Below are 18,007 nucleotides of genomic sequence, written 5' to 3' on the forward strand. Positions count from 1 at the left end.
GCATAGATTTTTTGGAGATGCCGCACATTTCGGCCACGGAGCTGTGCGTCAGCCGAGATTTTTCTGAGCTGCCGCACACTTTAGGCTTCGAACTCATTTTTTGATATATTTTCCTAATCAATCCACATTCCTATATAATGAGATTACTAAAAGTAATGTAAGGAGTGGTATTATCATACGTTATCCAGAACTAAACAAACGTATCGCTGGGATTACCGCACCGTCTTCTGGTGTAAACAAAGAACTTCATCCCATGATGCATCAAGCGATAGAACGCATGACAAAAAGGGGCTTCAAAACGACTGTCGGTGACACGGTGTGGACGCAAGAAAAAGCTAAATCAGCTGATAAAAAAACACGTGCAAATGAACTAAACAAAATGCTCCAAGATGATTCGATCGATTTGATTTTCCCTCCTTGGGGTGGCGAGCTGTTAATTGAAACCCTAGAACACATTGAATTCGATAAAATTACTCCAAAATGGATTCTCGGATATTCCGACATCAGTGCATTACTACTAGCGGTTACTTTAAAAACGGGTATGGCAACAGCACATGGCACGAACATCATCGATATTCGTGGTCCAAAATCCGACGCAACAACCGCACGTTGGTTAGACGTCCTAAATACAAAAGCCAACGAATCAGTCAAACAGCAATCCTCAGAACTTTATCAATTGGAATGGAAGTTTGATGATCCACCTGAGGAGATTTTTAACCTTACTGAACCGACCAAATGGAAATCAGTAACTGGTGAACCTGTAGAAATGAATGGTCGCTTGCTCGGTGGTTGTACGGATGTCATTCATCATCTCGTCGGTACGCCTTATGGCGATGTGAATGGGTTTATCAACAAGCAAAATATAAAAGAAAATATCATTTGGTACTTTGAAAATTGTGAAGATTCACCGACGGATCTCAAGAGAACTTTAACACAGATGAAATATGCAGGATGGTTCGATCAGTGTAGCGGAATCATGTTCGGACGAACGGCTGTCACAGACGATGTTGAAGGTTATACATTTCTCGACGTTTACAGAGAAATTCAAAAAGATTTGGGTGTACCTATAATATATGATGTCGATTGTGGCCACGTTCCGCCGCAAATGACGTTCGTAAACGGCGCAATGGCGCATATTACTTACGAAAATAATTCAGGCACCATGACACAAAACTTTTTGCCATAGGATAAAAATCCGACAGGAAAGAGTCTATGATTAAGAATAGCTTTCGTTACTTCATACTTTTATTTTTGGGGATGTTCGTCACAACAACAGTAAGCGCGCAAGATGAAGCAGTTAATCCGTACGATAGTATGGGACATAAGACATATTTTATGGAGATAAACCCTCGTGACTCGGATGAGCAGTCGTTCCGGGTCATGTTCACCGAATTTCAAACCGCAGTAAATTATGATGATGTGAGGAGTCAAGAAGGAAACTACTATTTTAAAGATGACTTACTCGTACTTTCTTTTCCTGATGAAGACTTTAACTTTGTTGACTTACATTTAAGCTATGATGCGTTAGACTGTTCTGAAATTAATGGAACAGTCGAAGATGTCACTGTGAAATTTGAATCTAATACAGATGAAGCGTCACTCGAGCAGTATTCGGATATTCATGAACGTGTTGTCGGTCAGGAATACACGATGACATTAACAGAAGAAAGCGAACCAAGCATTCCACTGTTAATGAACGAGCCGGTTGAAGAACTATATGAAGTCGAGAATGATGTGTATTTAATGAATATGGGTGGTTACGATGAAATCGTCTATCTAGATGAACAAAGACGCTTTTGGGGGAGTAATGGTATTAACCCTGATTCTGTCTTTCAACAACTCGGTTATTATACAATTGATGACTCTAATCTTGATTTCTATATAATGAACCTTTTTGGAGCGGGAGAAACGACTAGGATGTCAGTGACTTACACGCAATCGGGAAGCGGAGAATTTGAAGGTGAATTTACTGACTTAGAATTTATATCATTTGATAAAGAAGCACCGAGAGAGTTTGAAGAACAACGTGAAAGTAGAATTGGTGAAGCCTTTGAAATGGTAAAACTAGAGCAAGATGAAATCATTGGAGAGCTTGTCACTTTCGCGATTGGGCAAAGTGATGAAACTATTGATGTGATGCTCGAAGAAGACGGTGTTGCAACGATTACAGATTTAGATGAAGAGATTGCTGGTACTTACAGTCTAGAAGGCAATGTGCTTGTATTAGAAATCGACGAGTCTGGAGTGACGACGCGTCTTTATGTAGAGAATGCAATATCATTAGCAGACGTGAATTTCAACGTAGGTATCTTCTTAGCTCCTATGACAGATCAAGGATTTTCAGGAACGATAAACAGAATCACGCATGAATTTGACTCAGAAGTTACGGATTTAAACATTGATGAATTTGAATCACAGTTTGAGTTGAACGAAGAGTAACTTTACAAACTCTTCTTGTAAATAGATCTTAAAATCTATATTGTTTGGTTAAGAATACACCACGAGGTGAGACAATGAGTGAGCCACAGGAACGAAAACAAGATCCAGGTGATTTAACGCCGAGTGAAGCAAGCGCCGCTACAAAAGGGTGCATGCTCGGTGTTATTTTCATAATTCTACTGATTATTGCTGCGGTTGTTACAGCATTAATCGTCTTCGCATTAAACTTTTTCTCAGATGAAAATATGTTTGAGGATTTCGAGTTTACTTTATTTGATGACATAACAGAATTCTTTGAATCGGATTCAGAAACTGATTCAGACTCGAATTCGAATAATACAAGTGACTCTAGCGGTGTATTTCCTCAGACTGAAGAAATTGGCGGTCTCCGCATTACTGTGAACAATGCTTACTTCAATGAGAGTAATGACCGGCAGTTTATCGTTGATGCCAATATTGAAAATATAGACCGTGACTACTACTCACCGTCAGTTACAGCATTTCATATCTTTACAGAAAATGGTAACGCATATGCCTATACGGATGATTCACGTGAAATAAATAATCGCGAATCTGATACAGGAGAATTTAATCAACAGCTCGAAGTCGGTTCAGAAGAGAGATTTTTAATCGCTTTTCATGTGCCAGAATATTTAGAGTTTGATGTGGAAAAGTCGCTGATTTTTAAAGATTATCAAGACGATGAAGAAGCTAGCTTTGACTTGCAATAAAATACTAAAGGGGTTTTATTTAAGATGAACAGACGTTTAAGGCAATATATTTTACCTTTACTGTATATCTCATTTTTATTGATCATGTTTCTTTTCTTTGAAAATCAATTATCATGGATGTTATTCATCGTTGCAACTTCTATTTATATTGTGTTAGAAATAGTATTTGCCTTCATTTGGTCACGAGGTAATAATGACTCGGATGACCACGAACAAAAACGATAAAAATCCATTTAGACGATAGTAACGTCTTTGAAAGGGTACTTGATGTACCAAATAGAGAGGAAGTAAACAATGAAGAAGCGTCTCGTACTCGCAGAAAAACCATCCGTCGGCCGCGATATTGCACGGGTATTGAAGTGTGCAAAAAAAGGTGATGGATATATTGAAGGTGATTCGTACATCGTGACATGGGCGCTGGGCCATTTAGTGACGCTCAAGCAACCGGAAATGTACGATCAGAAATTTAAATCATGGGATCTACAACATTTACCCATGTTACCTAAGCAGTTAGACACGATGGTCATTAAAAAGACCAGTCGACAATTTAATACCGTGAAACGTCTCGTCAATCGCAATGACGTAGGTGAGATTATTATAGCGACGGATGCGGGTCGTGAAGGTGAACTCGTCGCACGCTGGATTTTCGATAACATCAAACATAACTTGCCGATGAAGCGCCTATGGATTTCATCTGTAACGGATCAGGCGATCAAAGCTGGCTTTAGCAAATTAAAGCCGGCAAGTCAGTATGAAAATTTATACTATGCAGCAGTCGCCCGCAGTGAAGCGGATTGGTATGTGGGACTCAACGCAACGCGTGCACTTACAACGAAACACAACGCAAGTTTAAACTGCGGTCGCGTGCAGACGCCCACACTGAAATTAATCGCACTGCGTGAAGCAGCGATTCGCGAATTTAAGCCAAAAATATTTTATACGGTCGACGTTGAAGCGGGCGGGGTCGTTTATCAGTGGCATCATCAAAATGAGCGAAGGATATTTGATAAGGATAGCGCTGAACAACTCGAGAAAAAATTACGTGGCGAACTTCAAATCACTTCTATCGATAAGAAGATAAAAACATCGTATCCGCAGGCACTATATGACTTAACGATGTTACAGCGAGATGCGAACGTGCGTTACGGCATGTCCGCGAGTGAAACGCTGCGCACGATGCAATCGTTATATGAGCGTCATAAAACTGTGACATATCCACGAACGGATTCGAGATATCTAAGCGCTGATATGGTGTCGACGCTTTCTGATCGTGTGAAAGCATGTGGCATCGGTGACTATCGCAAAGTCGGACAAGAGATTTTACGCGCTGGTATTCAAGCGAGAAAGTCATTCATAGACGATAAAAAAGTATCCGATCACCACGCGATTATACCGACTGAGGAATCGGTGATCTATGATCAGTTGAATGTGAACGAGAAACGCATCTACACGATGGTGGTCGAACGCTTCTTGGAAGTGCTGATGCCGCCGTACGAGTATGAAGCAATTACGATCGAAGCTTCAGTTGAAGGTGAAACATTGAAAGCGACAGGTAATCGTACAATCAAAATCGGATTTAAAGCACTCAGCAGCGAAGCAGGTGAAAGCGGATTGCCTGACGCGAAAAAGGGCGATCGTGCACAAGTCACTTCTGTGAATTTACAAGCAGGTGAAACATCTCCGCCGAAATATTTTACTGAAGCAACGTTACTGCAAGCGATGGAAAATCCAGCTCAATTTATGCAGCTCGATGATAAGTCATCGGCAGCGACATTAAAAGAAACCGGTGGACTCGGTACAGTTGCAACACGTGCAGAAATCATCGATAAGCTATTTAATTCATTCATGATGGAGAAACAAGGTAACGCAATACGCCTTACGTCTAAGGGACGACAGTTGCTCGATTTAGCACCGAGCGCATTGACGTCGCCAGAAACGACTGCGAAATGGGAGACCCAACTTGAAAAAATCGGTAAGGGTCAGTTAAAGCGCGCTGTTTTTATCGATGAAATTAAGCACTATACACGTGAAATGGTTGCTGAAATTAAAGCAAGTGATTCTAAATTTAAGCACGATAATTTGAGTGGTCGAGACTGTCCAGATTGTGGTAAGCCGATGCTTGAAGTCAATGGTAAGAAAGGCAAGATGTTGGTGTGTCAGGATCGTGAGTGTGGTCATCGTAAAAATATCGCACGCACGACGAATGCGCGTTGTCCGAAATGTAAGAAGAAGTTGACGTTATCCGGTGAGGGTGATGGCCAAATGTTCACGTGTGTTTGTGGTCACCGAGAGAAAATGTCTAGTTTCAAGGCCCGTCGTGACAAAGCGCAAAAGGGTAAAGTCGATAAGCGAACGGTGAATAAATACGTTGGTAAAACAGATGAGAATATCAATAGTGCACTCGCAGATCAGTTGAAAGGTCTGAAGTTTTAATGCAAATCATCATTGATGCAGACGCTTCTCCCGTAAAAGATATTGCGATAAGTTTGGCGGAACGTTCCGGGTTAGAAGTCGTGTTGGTATCGAGTGTGGCGCATCATTCCAACAAAAGTTTACCAGACTTCGTGTCGCATATTTATGTCGACAGTGGTGCAGATGCAGCGGATTACAAGATTGTTGCACTGGCTCAATCTGGCGACATTGTCATCACACAGGACTATGGGTTAGCGGCATTGCTGTTGCCGAAAGGGTGCGTCGTCGTCCATCATAAAGGATTCGAATACACAGATAAGAACATAAACAACATGTTGGAAACACGGCACATGAGCAGCGTGATCAGACGTGGTGGCGGACGAGTCAAAGGACCGAAGCCATTCACGTCAGTAGACAAGCGTGTGTTTCATGAGTTTTTAGAAGGATTGCTGGTTGGACACGTTGAGAACTAAGGAAAAAGTGAGGTAGAAGATGGCAAAGTTTTATGGCGTTCGATTCGGGCGTAACCCAGGTGTATATAATACGTGGGACGAGTGTAAAAAAGAAGTCGATGGATTTCCAAGTGCAGAATATAAATCTTTTAAAACTAGGGATGAGGCAGAGGCCTACGTTGGATTTGTTGATGAGATAGAAGCGGAGAAAGCTACTAAAGATGTAGGTTCTGATTTGGTCATGCGAGCTTATATCGATGGCAGTTACGACAAGTCTAAGAAAATTTACAGCTACGGCTCAGTGATCACTTGGAATGGTAAGAAGATTAAACTATTTGGTGCAGATAATGATCCGCGGTTTGTTGATTTTCGAAACGTTGCCGGTGAGATTATTTCAGCGACGAGGACTTTGCAGTTCGCCATTGAAAACGGTGTACGTGAAGTTGAAATTTACTATGATTATGCCGGGATTGAAAAGTGGGCGACCCGCGAGTGGAAGCGGAATAACGTGCTGACACAAGGTTACTCGGACTATGTGAAGTCGATCGAGAGTGATATTTCAATTCGCTTTGTTAAAGTGAAAGCTCATTCCGGATTACGTGAGAATGACGAAGTCGACCAACTGGCAAAAGATGCTTTGAAGTCGACCGAGAAGCACAATATGGAAGTCGAAAATCTTTGAATGGGAGAATTTGGGATAATGCCGGGCGGATTGATAAAATCCGTTTGGTATTTTTTGTCCTGGTACTTTGAGATGAAAATCGCGAGTGAATTGGCAGAGTTTTGTTTCAGTGAGCGAGTTTCATTGGCGCGTAGATCAAATTGAACGTCAATGAGCAAGTTTCATTGGAACGCAAATCAATCTGCGAGTCAATGAGCAAGTTTCATTGGAACGCAAATCAATCTGCGAGTCAATGAGCAAGTTTCATTGGAACACAAATCAATCTGCGAGTCAATGAGCAAGTCTCATTGGAACACAAATCAATCTACGAGTCAGTGAGCAAGTCTCATTGGAACGCAAATCAATCTACGTGTCAATGAGCAAGTTTCATTGGAACGCAAATCAATCTGCGAGTCAATGAGCAAGTTTCATTGGAACGCAAATCAATTTTTGCCTGCTCGTTAGCAGCAGTTTAGGGTTTCGTGCTTACTCAGACGGAAAAAGTGGCTTGAGTTAGCACGGATCGTTGTTTCATGCTAACTCAAGCGGATAAATCGGCGTGAGTTGGCATGGATTGTTGTTTCGTGGTAACTCAGAGCAGAAAAGTGTCGTGAGTTACCACGGCCAAAAAAATCAGTGAAGTAGCAAGAAGTCTCCAACACACAAAAAAACCCCCGAAACCAACCTCACACAAGTTTCGGGGAACAATCATTTAATTCGTTACTTCATCTAATACTTCAAGGTTGCGATACATGATATCAAAGTAGTCATCACCGTTTTGAACTTCCTCTTCCACCCGAACTTCTAGATTGTGAATCGTTCGTGCTTCTGCACCAATCTCATTTTGAATGACTTCAGGAATTCTTGAATCCGTATTTTGTTCGAACAATACATACTCAAGGTTGTACTCATTCGCAGTATCAACGAGCTCCTGTAACTGGCGTTGTGACGGCTCTTCACTCATCGAGTAACCACTCAATGGAATTTGCGTCACGCCATACTGATCCCAGTATCCATATGCTGCATGCGGCACGATGATATGCGCATTCTCTTTATCAGCAAGTGTCTCAGTGTAAGCCGCATCTAATTCTTCAAATGCCTCGACCAATTGTTCATAATTTTCTAGATAAAGATCCTCGTTTTCTGGGGAAAGTGCAATCAATTCATCCTTAATGATGTCAGCAACATCAATCATGCGGGTAGGATTGATCCAAATGTGTGGATCTTCCCCTTCTTCGTGATCGTGATCATGTTCATGATCATCATGGTCATGATCGTGATCATGCGAAGTTGCCTCAAATAATTCTCCGTGTTCATTAAGTGGTATTAACTCAACAGATTGTGAAGTCAACGCATTCGCAATCGTATCTGAGAATACTTCCATGTTGCCACCAACGTAGATGAAAGCATCCGCATTTGCATAGGATGCCATGTCTTGCATCGTTGGTTCATATGAGTGTGCATCGGCGCCAGGTGGGATGATGCTTTCGACATCGACTGTGTCTCCACCAATTTCTCCTACGATAAATTCAAGCGGGTAAATTGTCGTATATATTTCAAGCGTGTCTTGTGCTGAGGCATTTGTTGACACGACACTTCCCATCACTGTGAGTCCGAGTGTTGCTAATAATAATCTTTTCAAACATGTCACATCCTTAATAATTTTTAAATCGTAACCATTACGATTTATAATTTAACATGAATGTTTTATATGTGCAAGAGAAATCTAAGAATGTTTGAAAAATATGCATGGTGGTATAAATAGTTACTTATATGAAGGAGTGAGCGGCATGAGTAAAAGTGAAAAGAAGTTACTCAAAAAAGCTTGGAAAGAAACGAAGAAGCTGGACGTTGATGAGACGTTTATATTAAAGGATTTGTTTAAAGGATATAAATGGAATCGCTTGGCAGTGGAACAGCGCGCGGCACTTGGTCGATTGTTCCTAGAGTTTGCTGCAGAGAAAAAATCGGTTGAAGTAACAGAAAAGAATTCATCCAATCAACAGATGTACAAAAAAGTGAAATAGACAGCACACAAAAACCCGAGTGAGAATGATCACTCGGGTTTTCTATAGACAAAAATTATAATCCTTGATTTTCAAGTACTCGTTTCATCTCTTCAATCTTACCGATATGGAGTGCTTCATGAATGATAAAGAAGCCCCAATACTCACCGAAATCTTTCGCTCCAAATGAATCATTTTCAAGTGGTGTTTCAAGTAGATCATCTGTAATATCTTCATTAAATGAATCGACTTGTGTTTCTAACAACTGTTTGATGTCAGCAATCGTTGGTGTGTTTTCATCAAAATCTTGAGGTTTTGTACCGTAATCGAAGTATTTTAAGAAACGTTCTGCGACTTCATTTTCATGGTCAAAGAATTTAACACTTGCAAATTCTGACATTGCAGCAATGTGACCGAATTGCCAATGCAAACTGTTTGGAAAACCTTCTGGAATCGTGTGGAGAAACTTTTCATCTTTTTCTTCAAGTTTTTCTAAGTGGTTTAAAGCCCAACTACGCGCCGTTTTAAACTGATGAAAAATCGTATCTTTTCTAATGGGAATCATCTCCTTTTATAGTCCTTTAATTATGTTAGAAAATGAGAAAATATACAACTATTACGTGAAAATGTTTAAAGATGTCAATTTTGGGAAATACTATTTATAGATAAGAAGTTATGATATCCATATTACATAAGAAGAGAAGTGAACCAGTCACAACTATTGTGTCTGGTTTTTTTGTGCAAAAAAACATACTTTAGGTTTGCCAAAATTAATATTTTAGGGTAACCTAACATCATATAAAAATTAGAGGAGACATCAAGATGAGAAAAATAATATTGTCATTCTCTGCATGTGCATTATTAGCAATTATCGGATTAAGTCAAATGAGTAAAGTAGACGCCGAGAACAACGGCGGAGAAACTAGTGTTGCTGTGACGACGACATTTATCTATGACATGGTTCAAGTGTTAGAAGAAGATGTGGAATTCTTTGATGTAGAACTGATTATTCCAGCTGGGGAAGATCCACACGTGTATTCGCCAAAAGCGAGTGATCTCCGCGCACTCATGGAAGCTGAATTTGTCATCTATCAAGGCTTGGACTTTGAAGGACGTATGATGGACCTTCTTGAGACTGGTATTTCAGTCGCTGATGATTTAAATGCAGATGAATTAGAAGAAATGGAAGAAGACGAAGGTGATCTCGTCGTCGATCCGCACTTCTGGTTCGATTTAGATTTATATAAAGAAGTGATGACAAACGTAAAGGATACATTGGTTGAACATAACCCTGACGGTGAATCTCAATATGAAGAAAATTTAGAAGCTTACTTTGAAGAATTGGACGATTTAGACGAGTATATTGTTTCTCGTATTGAAGAAATTCCAGAAGAACGCCGCATCGTCATCACACCACACGATGCATTTGGTTATATGGAAAGTGCATATGATTTAGAAGTCTATGCACCGCAAGGTTTCTCAACGGAGTCTGAAGTATCCAACCAAGAAATTAGTGCGATTGCTGATTTGATTATAGACAACGAGGTTCCTGCGATTTTCGTTGAAACGACAACGAACCCAGACCGCATGAAACGCCTGCAAGAAATCGTTGAAAGTGCAGGACATGATGTTGAAGTCGTTAGCGGTAATGATGTTGCGCTGTTGTCGGACTCGCTCGCAGTCAGCGGATCTTTTGGAGATAATTTTATTGATATGTATACACACAACATTGATGTCATTGTTGAGCACTTAAAACAGAAGGATTGATCGTATGGAAAAGTTAATTACAGTAGATGGTCTGACAGTCACCTATAATGAAAAGCCTGTCCTATGGAACGTATCGACGTCAATCGTAGAAAATAGCATCACTGCGATTGTTGGACCGAACGGTGCGGGTAAATCCACGCTGATAAAAAGCATCATGGGCATGGTTGAACCGCTCGCTGGTGATATTAAAATAAATGGACAAAGTCCGAAAAAAATGTTTGATCAAGTCGCTTATGTCCCACAAAAAAGCGATGTGGACTGGGATTTTCCAACGACAGTTTTAGACGTCGTTTTAATGGGGAGATACGTTCACAAAGGGTGGATTAAACGCTATACGAAAGCCGATGTTAAACGCGCAGAGGAAGCACTCGAAACGATGAGAATGTCTGACTTTAAACACCGCCAAATCAGTGAGTTATCCGGCGGTCAGCGTCAGCGCGTCTTTTTATCTCGTGCGATTGCGCAAGATGCGGATATTTACATCATGGATGAGCCGTTGCAAGGGATTGATGTCGTGACAGAACGACTCATCATGCAGACGATTCATGACTTGCAGCAGCGTGGGAAAACATTTGTCGTCGTCCACCATAACTTAGCAACGGTCGAAAAGTATTTTGATCACGTGATTATATTAAATAAAGAAGTTGTGGCACAGGGAACGATTGAAGAAGCATGGACGAAAGAGAATGTCGCGACGGCGTACGACGAAAGCAGTGTTACATTATGATGGACATATTAAGTAGTTTTTCATTTCAAATCGTCGCGATTGGCACGATGATACTCGCTTTCGCTTGTGGTGTCATCGGCACGATCAACGTGCTAAGACAAAACAGTTTAATCGGTGACGCCATCGGACACGCCCAGTTTCCTGGTGTCGTTTTGGCGTTTATGATCGTCGGAACGCTCGATGCACTATCATTACTTATCGGTGCGTTAATATTCGGTGCATTCGCGTTTTTCGTCATTCAAATGATCAACCAATATTCTAAGATTTCGCTCGATGCCAGCCTTGCGCTCGTCTTATCATCATTTTTCGGGTTTGGTATGACATTGAAAAGCTATGTTCAAGGGAGCTCAGCATATGGTCATACAGGTGGTATCGATGACTACATATTCGGTCAAGCAGCATACATGTTGCGTGCTGACGTCAACATTATTTTAATCGTGTCTGCAATTAGTTTACTGATTTTCATTTTCAATTATCAGCGCATTAAAATATTTATTTTTGATCCGGTTTACAGCCATATGATTGGCAACAAGCCGACGGTAATGAATGCGCTCATTTTAGTCATGACAATCGGTCTCATTGCTGCTGGATTAAAAGCAGTCGGGGTCATCTTAATCGTCAACTTATTGATTGCACCAGGCGTTATCGGATTGATGTGGTCGAAGCGCTATCTTTACGTGACGCTCATTGCCGGTTTCTCTGGACTCGTGTCCGCTTTTGTTGGCACGTATATCAGTACGGCATACGTAGGTTTCGCAACTGGACCAACTATTATTTTATGCCTCAGTGCAATCGTACTATTCTCAATTTTATTCGGCACACACGGCGCTGTCCGTAACGGCTTGATGAGAAGGAGGCATGCCGCATGATTGAAGTTTTAATCGTACTCATTATGACCGCGCTCGCAACCGCAACGCTCGGCGTCTTTCTACTACTCAAAAAAGAAGTCATGACAACCGACGCACTCAGCCACACAATCATCCTAGGCATCGTGCTCGCCTTCTTCCTAACTGAAGACACGCGCTCACCACTGCTCATTCTCGGTGCATCTTTGGTCGGCGTGTTAACCGTTGTTTTAATTCAATGGCTTCAAAACATCAAGCTGATAAAAGGCGACGCTGCCATCGGTATCGTCTTCACCGCTCTGTTTGCACTTGCGGTCATTTTAATTTCTAGATTCTTAGATCATATTCATTTGGACCTAGACATCGTACTCGTGGGTGAAGTGTTATTCGCGCCGTTTAATCGGATGGAACTATTCGGATATTCAATCCCGGTTGCTGTCGTTCAACTCGGCATTATGGCCGTGATTAACTTACTGTTTGTTGTCGTATTTTATCAGGCGTTAAAGATCACAACATTCGACCAAATATTCGCGCGTTCGATCGGCATTTTTACGGTCTTGATTTACTATGCGCTCATGGTGCTCGTGTCGGTGACTGCAGTCACTGCATTTGACGCGGTCGGTGCAATTCTCGTCATCAGTTTCTTCGTTGCGCCAGCTGCGACGGCGTATTTACTCGCAGATCGACTGAGCCATGTCATCATGCTCTCGCTCGGTGTTGCAGTACTGAACAGTATCGTCGGATTTTTTATCGGTTACTATTCGGACTTAACGATTTCGGGTACGACGGCATCGGTGGCGTTCGTTACATTTACAATTGCGTTCCTATTTAATAAGGACGGTTTTATTTCGAAACGCGTCAGACGTAAAGAAATGCATTCAGATTTGTTACAATTGATGATGTTAAAGCACATTGAAAGTGTCAGTGACGTCGGGAAGGAAGATGTATATTCGCACTTTAATCAGTCTCAACGCATGCTAGACGATGCGTTCCAGTCATTACAGAAAAGAAATTTGATTACTTCTACAGCAGATAAAATGCGTATTACAGATGATGGTGTGCGTTTAATTCAAGCGAAACAAGTGGAGTTCGGATTGACCACGAGAGGGGTAGAATCATGAGTGCAACACAAGAGGATTATATAAAAGTACTGTTTGAGCTCGGTGGAAAATCTCGTAATGTCAGCAATAAGTCTGTCGCTGAACGACTGGAGCTCTCCCCACCCACGGTGACTGAGATGATGAACATTCTGGTCACAGCTGGCTACGTTGAATATGTAAAATACAAAGGTGCTTCATTGACAGACTCTGGTACACGATATGCAAAACATATCATTCGAAAACACCGGTTATGGGAAGTTTTTCTTGTAGAAAAGTTAGGAATTAGTATCGATGCCGTACATCGGGAAGCAGAACTGTTAGAACATGTCACGGGTGATGACGTCGCCGACAAGCTTGAAGTATTTTTGGATTATCCTAAATTTTGTCCGCATGGAGGTGCGATAGATTTTGATGAGATGGACCGCCAGGAGACGGAACTCAAGACATTGAGTGAAGTGGAAGTTGGTAGAACCGTTAAAATCTCACGCATTATTGATGAAGAAAAACTACTCATGTTCTTTAAAACACAAAAATGTGATATCGGAGATATTCTTGTCGTTGAGGATGTCGATGAACAGATTGACTTGATTACGACATACAACAAGACGAAAGATCAACGCTTACAACTCAGTCTGTCCATCAGTAAATATTTGTTTGTAGAAACAGCTTAAAATTTTTACAAAGTATTAACACGTTCATAACAATCAGATTGTATAATGAATGTACATACTTTTAGGAGGCTATTATTTCATGAAATTATACAAGTTGTTCGGAACAGTTCTCGCAGGTGCAGCACTGACGTTCGTCGCATCAACAGCAGTTACAAGTGATAACAATGTGTCAGCGCAAGAAGACCTTGAAGGCACAGTTGAGTTCTACACATCTCAACCAGACGCTGATGCATCAGCACTTGTTGAAGCATTTAACGAAGTGTATCCAAACGTTGAAGTAAACATCTTCCGTTCAGGTACAGAAGAAGTCATCGGTAAAATCAATGCAGAGCGTCAAGCGGGCGACATTCAAGCAGACGTTTTACTTGTTGCAGATTCAGTAACGTTTGAAGCACTAGCTGAAGATGATTTACTTTTATCTTATGAGTCAACTGAACTTGAAGGCATTCCTGAAGAATTCATTGCAGAAGATTTCTTATACTACGGAACTAAAGTAATGGCGACAGTCATTGCTTATAACACGGACAACGTAGAAGAAGCACCAACATCATGGGAAGCGCTCGTCAGTGAAGATGCAGCAGGCAGCGTCGTAATGCCAAGCCCATCTTACTCAGGTGCAGCAGCTTATAACGCTGGTGTATTCACACGTAACGACTTCGGATGGGAATTCTACGAAGACTTATTTGAAAACGATACGATGGTCGTACAAGGTAACGGTGGAGCATTACAAGAAGTTGTTGGTGGCAACAAAGACTACGCAATGGTTGTAGACTTCATCACAGCTAACGCTAAAGCTGAAGGCGCGCCAGTTGAACTTGTTTACCCTGAAGAAGGTGTACCAGTCATTACAGAACCAATCGGAATCATGGCGGACACAGAAAACGAAGAAGCATCTAAAGCATTTGTAGACTTTGTACTATCTGTTGAAGGTCAAGAATTTGCTCAATCATTAGGATATACACCAATCAAAGAGGGTGTTGAAGCACCTGAAGGATTACTCACAATTGATGAGATTGACGTGTTAGAAGCGGACCTACAAGAACTTGTTGAAGGTCGTGAAGACGACGTAAGTACTTTCCAAGACATCTTCGGTGAGTAACATTAAATCAAATTCACGAAAAGAGCGTATCTCTATACGCTCTTTTTCGTTATGGATGGTCTTTTTAGCACTCGTCTTTTTATTCTTTGTATATCCTTTCTTAAAAATGCTGAACTTTGGTGTATGGACAGAAGATGGTTTTTCGACGACATATTTTGAAATTTTAGGTGAGACACGTATTCAGAGCGCGATTCGCAATACGATATGGATTGCAATATTTGCCACACTGATAAACACCGTCCTCGGTGTATTTTTTGCCTGGCTAGTCGCTTATACAGACATACGTGGAAAGAAACTGCTGCAAATATTGATCATTATGCCGCTGATCATTCCATCTTATATCGTGACATTGTCGTGGGTGGAATTTTCTAGGTGGCTGCCTTTTGGAAACATTGACTTGTATTCTTTAGGTGGAATTATATTTGTCATGGGGATTTCTCACTACACGCTCGTCTATTTGTTGAGCGTGAATGTTTTGAGACGGATTCCGTTGTCGTTGGAAGAAGCCGTTTCGACGAGTGGTGGAAGTCGCTGGCATGTGTTGTTTCGCGTGACGATACCACTCGGTATGACCGGAATAATCGGTGGGATGATCGTCGCAGTTTTATCGAATATTGAGAACTTCGGTGTGCCCGCGTTTCTAGGTATTCCAGGTAACGTGCCGGTGCTCAGTACGGCGATTTACCAAGAGGTTGTCTCGTATGGAAGCGATTCGTTTGCACGTGGCAGTATTTTATCTTTCGTGTTGATATTGATTACCGGATTTATCATCCTCATGCAATGGCTGATGATGCGCAGATTTAGGAGCAACGATGAACTAAACATCTCGCATACACCGCGCGTCTTGCTTGGTCGTGGCCGCGTGTGGGTCGAGATTTTAGTGTACGGATTTTTGGTCGTGACATCGATCGTGCCATTGTTTGCGCTCGTGCGCACGTCGTTATCGCCTTTCTATGGTGTCGATTTAACGTTTGAAAATATGACGTTTAAGAATTTTGAGTACGTGCTGTTCGATTATAATAGTACAGCATCGGCGATTCAGAACAGTTTTATGTTGGCGTTTTTAGCTGCGTTGATCGGCTTAGTAATCAGCTTGGTCATCGGATATGCAATCGTCAGACACAATAAGTGGTACCACCGACTGAATGAAATGTTCATGGCGATACCTTACTCATTGCCGGGAACCGTACTCGCATTGTCGTTGATCATTTTCTGGATTCAGCCATTCCCAGGCGTGCGTCCAGGTGTATATAGTACGTTCTGGATATTGTTGATTGCTTATGTGGCGCGGTTTACGATCCTGCAAGTTCGTGCGGCCGTGTCGTCATTCAACCAGATTGACTTGAGTTTAGAACAGGCTGCTATTTCATCCGGTGCAGGATGGTTTGGACGATGGAAAAGTATCATTATGCCACTGTTAACGCCGGGATTGATTGGCGGAATTTTGCTCGTCGTGTTTACGGCGTTGACTGAGTTGACGTTGAGCGCATTGCTGTGGTCGAGCGGTAATGAAACAATCGGTGTCGTCGTTTTCAGTTTTGAACAAGCCGGTTACAAAGTATATTCCAGTGCGTTTAGTGTCATCATCATCGGCATATTGTTAGTCGGTGGAATTATTTACTACGCGCTGACGACATGGATCGAAAGGAGGACACATGTAGATGAAAACAATCATAAAAAACGTTCATAAATCTTTTGGTGACACGCAAGTGTTACATGACATATCATTGGAAATTGAATCGGATGAGTTCGTCGTTTTAATCGGCCCATCTGGCTGTGGGAAGACGACTTTGTTAAAAATTGTTGCGGGTTTTATCCCGCCGACGGACGGAACTGTCGAGATGGACAATCACGTTGTGGCGACGAGTAGTAAGATTGTGCCACCGAATAAACGCAACCTGTCGATGGTGTTCCAGAACTTTGCGTTGTGGCCACATTATGATGTGCGAAAGCAACTGTTGTTCCCGTTAAACCATCATCGATATATTTCGAAGGAAATTCGTGGGCGAAAAGAAGAACGAATTGATGAAGTGCTGGAAATGGTTGGACTGAGTGAATATAAGCATCGCTATCCACACGAGTTATCGGGTGGACAAAAGCAGCGTGTCGCATTGGCACGTGCACTTGCCGCACAACCCGGATTGATGCTGATGGACGAACCGTTGTCGAGTTTGGATGCCCACTTGAAGCAAGAAATTCGCAATGAGATAAAGAAAATCTCGCAAAATGTGAAGTCCTCATTCTTGTATGTGACACACGATCAGTCAGAAGCGTTGAGTTTGGCGGATAAGATAGTGGTGATGAACAAAGGTCGGATTGAGCAGGTCGGTACCCCAGAGGAAATTTATAATTTCCCAGAAAATCCATTTGTCGCACGATTCGTGGGTAAACACAATTTGTTGAATGGCATGTGGCACGATGATGTATTTGTCGTGGACGACGTGGTGTGGAGAAAGGATAATGTTTCGGAAGCCTTCAAGCAGAAGGGCATGATCCCGCTGCGCCCGGATGAATTGAAGATCGTTGGGCGAGGTAGTGTTGGGTCTAGAAGTGGTGATGGTGGAACTGTTGGAACTACTGGTGGAGTTGGTTCTGTTGATGGTTCTGTTGGCGGAGTTGGTTCTGGCTTGGCTAGCGGCGCAGGTCGTGGTGTTCCAGGTGCAGCTGGTGGAGCTAGTGTAGGCGGTGGTGGTAGCGATGCTGCAGGTATCTCTGGTACAGGCGGAGCCGGGTCTGGTGTCGGCGATGGTTCTGTAGACGGTTTTGTCAATGGGTTGCCTGGCATCATCAACTCGGTTTACTTCCAAGGCAATCAGTACGAGCTAAATGTGGATACGAAATACGGCGAACTCAAGCTATTCGAACCAATCGGTAAGTGGCAAGTCGGCGATAAGGTGCAGGTCGGCCAACGATAGATGTTGCTATGGCCGGTTGATGCTGTGAATTTGGTAAAGTGCTCCCCATGAGTTGGTTTTAGATCCAACTTGGAGGAGCACTTTTTGTTTGGAGTTCGGCAAGTCCGAAAAATCTGAGCTGCCGCACAGCTAGCGGTCCAAAGTGTGCGGCAAGTCCGAAAATCTTGAGCTGCCGCACAGCA

17 protein-coding genes are annotated in these 18,007 nt (G+C 42.2%); 15 read left to right on the forward strand and 2 right to left on the reverse strand.

Features of this window, described 5'->3' with window-relative positions; genetic code table 11:
- Positions 1-172 precede the first annotated feature (172 nt).
- The 6 genes from BMW30_RS08960 to BMW30_RS08990 all read left to right on the forward strand — a co-directional run bounded on the left by BMW30_RS08960 (position 173) and on the right by BMW30_RS08990 (position 6,716).
- Positions 173-1,186: a S66 family peptidase gene (locus BMW30_RS08960; protein ID WP_091476345.1), complete on the forward strand. Its 1,014-nt coding sequence runs from the start codon at positions 173-175 to the stop codon at positions 1,184-1,186.
- A gap of 26 nt (positions 1,187-1,212) precedes the next feature.
- On the forward strand, positions 1,213-2,439 hold the full coding sequence (locus tag BMW30_RS08965; RefSeq protein WP_091476121.1) for a hypothetical protein: 1,227 nt from the start codon (positions 1,213-1,215) through the stop codon (positions 2,437-2,439).
- A 74-nt stretch (positions 2,440-2,513) separates the two neighbouring features.
- The gene (locus BMW30_RS08970; protein ID WP_091476124.1) at positions 2,514-3,170 is read left to right on the forward strand and encodes a hypothetical protein; all 657 of its coding nucleotides are present in this window, start codon (positions 2,514-2,516) and stop codon (positions 3,168-3,170) included.
- Between the two features lie 294 nt (positions 3,171-3,464).
- Entirely contained in the window at positions 3,465-5,603 is a 2,139-nt protein-coding gene (locus tag BMW30_RS08980; RefSeq protein ID WP_091476133.1) for a DNA topoisomerase III, read from the forward strand.
- Positions 5,603-6,055: a YaiI/YqxD family protein gene (locus BMW30_RS08985; protein ID WP_091476136.1), complete on the forward strand. Its 453-nt coding sequence runs from the start codon at positions 5,603-5,605 to the stop codon at positions 6,053-6,055. Before BMW30_RS08980 ends, BMW30_RS08985 begins: the two co-directional genes overlap by 1 nt.
- Before the next feature lie 19 nt (positions 6,056-6,074).
- Complete coding sequence (locus BMW30_RS08990) at positions 6,075-6,716, forward strand: ribonuclease H1 domain-containing protein (RefSeq protein ID WP_091476141.1); 642 nt, start codon at positions 6,075-6,077, stop codon at positions 6,714-6,716.
- A gap of 691 nt (positions 6,717-7,407) precedes the next feature.
- Here BMW30_RS08990 and BMW30_RS08995 read toward each other — a convergent pair.
- Positions 7,408-8,337, reverse strand: coding sequence for a metal ABC transporter solute-binding protein, Zn/Mn family (locus BMW30_RS08995; protein ID WP_091476145.1), 930 nt, complete (start codon positions 8,335-8,337; stop codon positions 7,408-7,410).
- Between the two features lie 148 nt (positions 8,338-8,485).
- Here BMW30_RS08995 and BMW30_RS09000 point away from each other — a divergent pair, with 148 nt between their 5' ends.
- The gene (locus tag BMW30_RS09000; protein WP_091476147.1) at positions 8,486-8,722 is read left to right on the forward strand and encodes a DUF1413 domain-containing protein; all 237 of its coding nucleotides are present in this window, start codon (positions 8,486-8,488) and stop codon (positions 8,720-8,722) included.
- A 55-nt stretch (positions 8,723-8,777) separates the two neighbouring features.
- Here BMW30_RS09000 and BMW30_RS09005 read toward each other — a convergent pair whose 3' ends face one another.
- Complete coding sequence (locus tag BMW30_RS09005) at positions 8,778-9,266, reverse strand: DinB family protein (protein WP_091476150.1); 489 nt, start codon at positions 9,264-9,266, stop codon at positions 8,778-8,780.
- A gap of 257 nt (positions 9,267-9,523) precedes the next feature.
- Between BMW30_RS09005 and BMW30_RS09010 the strand changes: the two genes are divergently transcribed.
- The 8 genes from BMW30_RS09010 (at position 9,524) to BMW30_RS10815 (ending at position 17,825) form a co-directional block, all read left to right on the forward strand.
- Positions 9,524-10,468, forward strand: a complete 945-nt coding sequence (locus BMW30_RS09010; protein WP_091476152.1) for a metal ABC transporter substrate-binding protein — start codon at positions 9,524-9,526, stop codon at positions 10,466-10,468.
- Positions 10,469-10,472: 4 nt separating this feature from the next.
- Positions 10,473-11,195: a metal ABC transporter ATP-binding protein gene (locus BMW30_RS09015; RefSeq protein WP_091476155.1), complete on the forward strand. Its 723-nt coding sequence runs from the start codon at positions 10,473-10,475 to the stop codon at positions 11,193-11,195.
- On the forward strand, positions 11,141-12,064 hold the full coding sequence (locus tag BMW30_RS09020; RefSeq protein ID WP_245705675.1) for a metal ABC transporter permease: 924 nt from the start codon (positions 11,141-11,143) through the stop codon (positions 12,062-12,064). The genes BMW30_RS09015 and BMW30_RS09020 overlap by 55 nt, the downstream gene beginning before the upstream one ends.
- Entirely contained in the window at positions 12,061-13,161 is a 1,101-nt protein-coding gene (locus BMW30_RS09025; RefSeq protein WP_091476158.1) for a metal ABC transporter permease, read from the forward strand. The genes BMW30_RS09020 and BMW30_RS09025 overlap by 4 nt, the downstream gene beginning before the upstream one ends.
- Positions 13,158-13,811 carry a metal-dependent transcriptional regulator gene (locus tag BMW30_RS09030; RefSeq protein WP_091476162.1) on the forward strand — a complete coding sequence of 218 codons (654 nt, stop codon included), beginning with the start codon at positions 13,158-13,160 and terminating at the stop codon, positions 13,809-13,811. Before BMW30_RS09025 ends, BMW30_RS09030 begins: the two co-directional genes overlap by 4 nt.
- A 79-nt stretch (positions 13,812-13,890) precedes the next feature.
- Positions 13,891-14,910, forward strand: coding sequence for an ABC transporter substrate-binding protein (locus tag BMW30_RS09035; protein ID WP_091476165.1), 1,020 nt, complete (start codon positions 13,891-13,893; stop codon positions 14,908-14,910).
- Positions 14,903-16,600 (forward strand): ABC transporter permease, encoded by a 1,698-nt coding sequence (locus tag BMW30_RS09040; protein ID WP_143249019.1) that lies wholly within the window; start codon positions 14,903-14,905, stop codon positions 16,598-16,600. Before BMW30_RS09035 ends, BMW30_RS09040 begins: the two co-directional genes overlap by 8 nt.
- The gene (locus BMW30_RS10815) at positions 16,572-17,825 is read left to right on the forward strand and encodes an ABC transporter ATP-binding protein (RefSeq protein WP_091476174.1); all 1,254 of its coding nucleotides are present in this window, start codon (positions 16,572-16,574) and stop codon (positions 17,823-17,825) included. Before BMW30_RS09040 ends, BMW30_RS10815 begins: the two co-directional genes overlap by 29 nt.
- The last annotated feature ends 182 nt before the right edge of the window (positions 17,826-18,007 follow it).

It is taken from the genome of Aliicoccus persicus, from assembly GCF_900110815.1.
In the GTDB taxonomy this organism is placed as follows: Bacteria; Bacillota; Bacilli; order Staphylococcales; family Salinicoccaceae; genus Aliicoccus; species Aliicoccus persicus.

Excerpts from the sequence above, each read along its gene's own strand:
- BMW30_RS08965 (WP_091476121.1), top strand. The coding sequence starts at position 1,213 with ATGATTAAGAATAGCTTTCGTTACTTCATACTTTTATTTTTGGGGATG.
- BMW30_RS08970 (WP_091476124.1), top strand. The coding sequence starts at position 2,514 with ATGAGTGAGCCACAGGAACGAAAACAAGATCCAGGTGATTTAACGCCG.
- BMW30_RS08980 (WP_091476133.1), top strand. The coding sequence starts at position 3,465 with ATGAAGAAGCGTCTCGTACTCGCAGAAAAACCATCCGTCGGCCGCGAT.
- BMW30_RS08985 (WP_091476136.1), top strand. The coding sequence starts at position 5,603 with ATGCAAATCATCATTGATGCAGACGCTTCTCCCGTAAAAGATATTGCG.
- BMW30_RS08990 (WP_091476141.1), top strand. The coding sequence starts at position 6,075 with ATGGCAAAGTTTTATGGCGTTCGATTCGGGCGTAACCCAGGTGTATAT.
- BMW30_RS09000 (WP_091476147.1), top strand. The coding sequence starts at position 8,486 with ATGAGTAAAAGTGAAAAGAAGTTACTCAAAAAAGCTTGGAAAGAAACG.
- BMW30_RS09005 (WP_091476150.1), bottom strand. The coding sequence starts at position 9,266 with ATGATTCCCATTAGAAAAGATACGATTTTTCATCAGTTTAAAACGGCG.
- BMW30_RS09010 (WP_091476152.1), top strand. The coding sequence starts at position 9,524 with ATGAGAAAAATAATATTGTCATTCTCTGCATGTGCATTATTAGCAATT.
- BMW30_RS09015 (WP_091476155.1), top strand. The coding sequence starts at position 10,473 with ATGGAAAAGTTAATTACAGTAGATGGTCTGACAGTCACCTATAATGAA.
- BMW30_RS09020 (WP_245705675.1), top strand. The coding sequence starts at position 11,141 with ATGGACGAAAGAGAATGTCGCGACGGCGTACGACGAAAGCAGTGTTAC.
- BMW30_RS09025 (WP_091476158.1), top strand. The coding sequence starts at position 12,061 with ATGATTGAAGTTTTAATCGTACTCATTATGACCGCGCTCGCAACCGCA.
- BMW30_RS09030 (WP_091476162.1), top strand. The coding sequence starts at position 13,158 with ATGAGTGCAACACAAGAGGATTATATAAAAGTACTGTTTGAGCTCGGT.
- BMW30_RS09035 (WP_091476165.1), top strand. The coding sequence starts at position 13,891 with ATGAAATTATACAAGTTGTTCGGAACAGTTCTCGCAGGTGCAGCACTG.
- BMW30_RS10815 (WP_091476174.1), top strand. The coding sequence starts at position 16,572 with ATGAAAACAATCATAAAAAACGTTCATAAATCTTTTGGTGACACGCAA.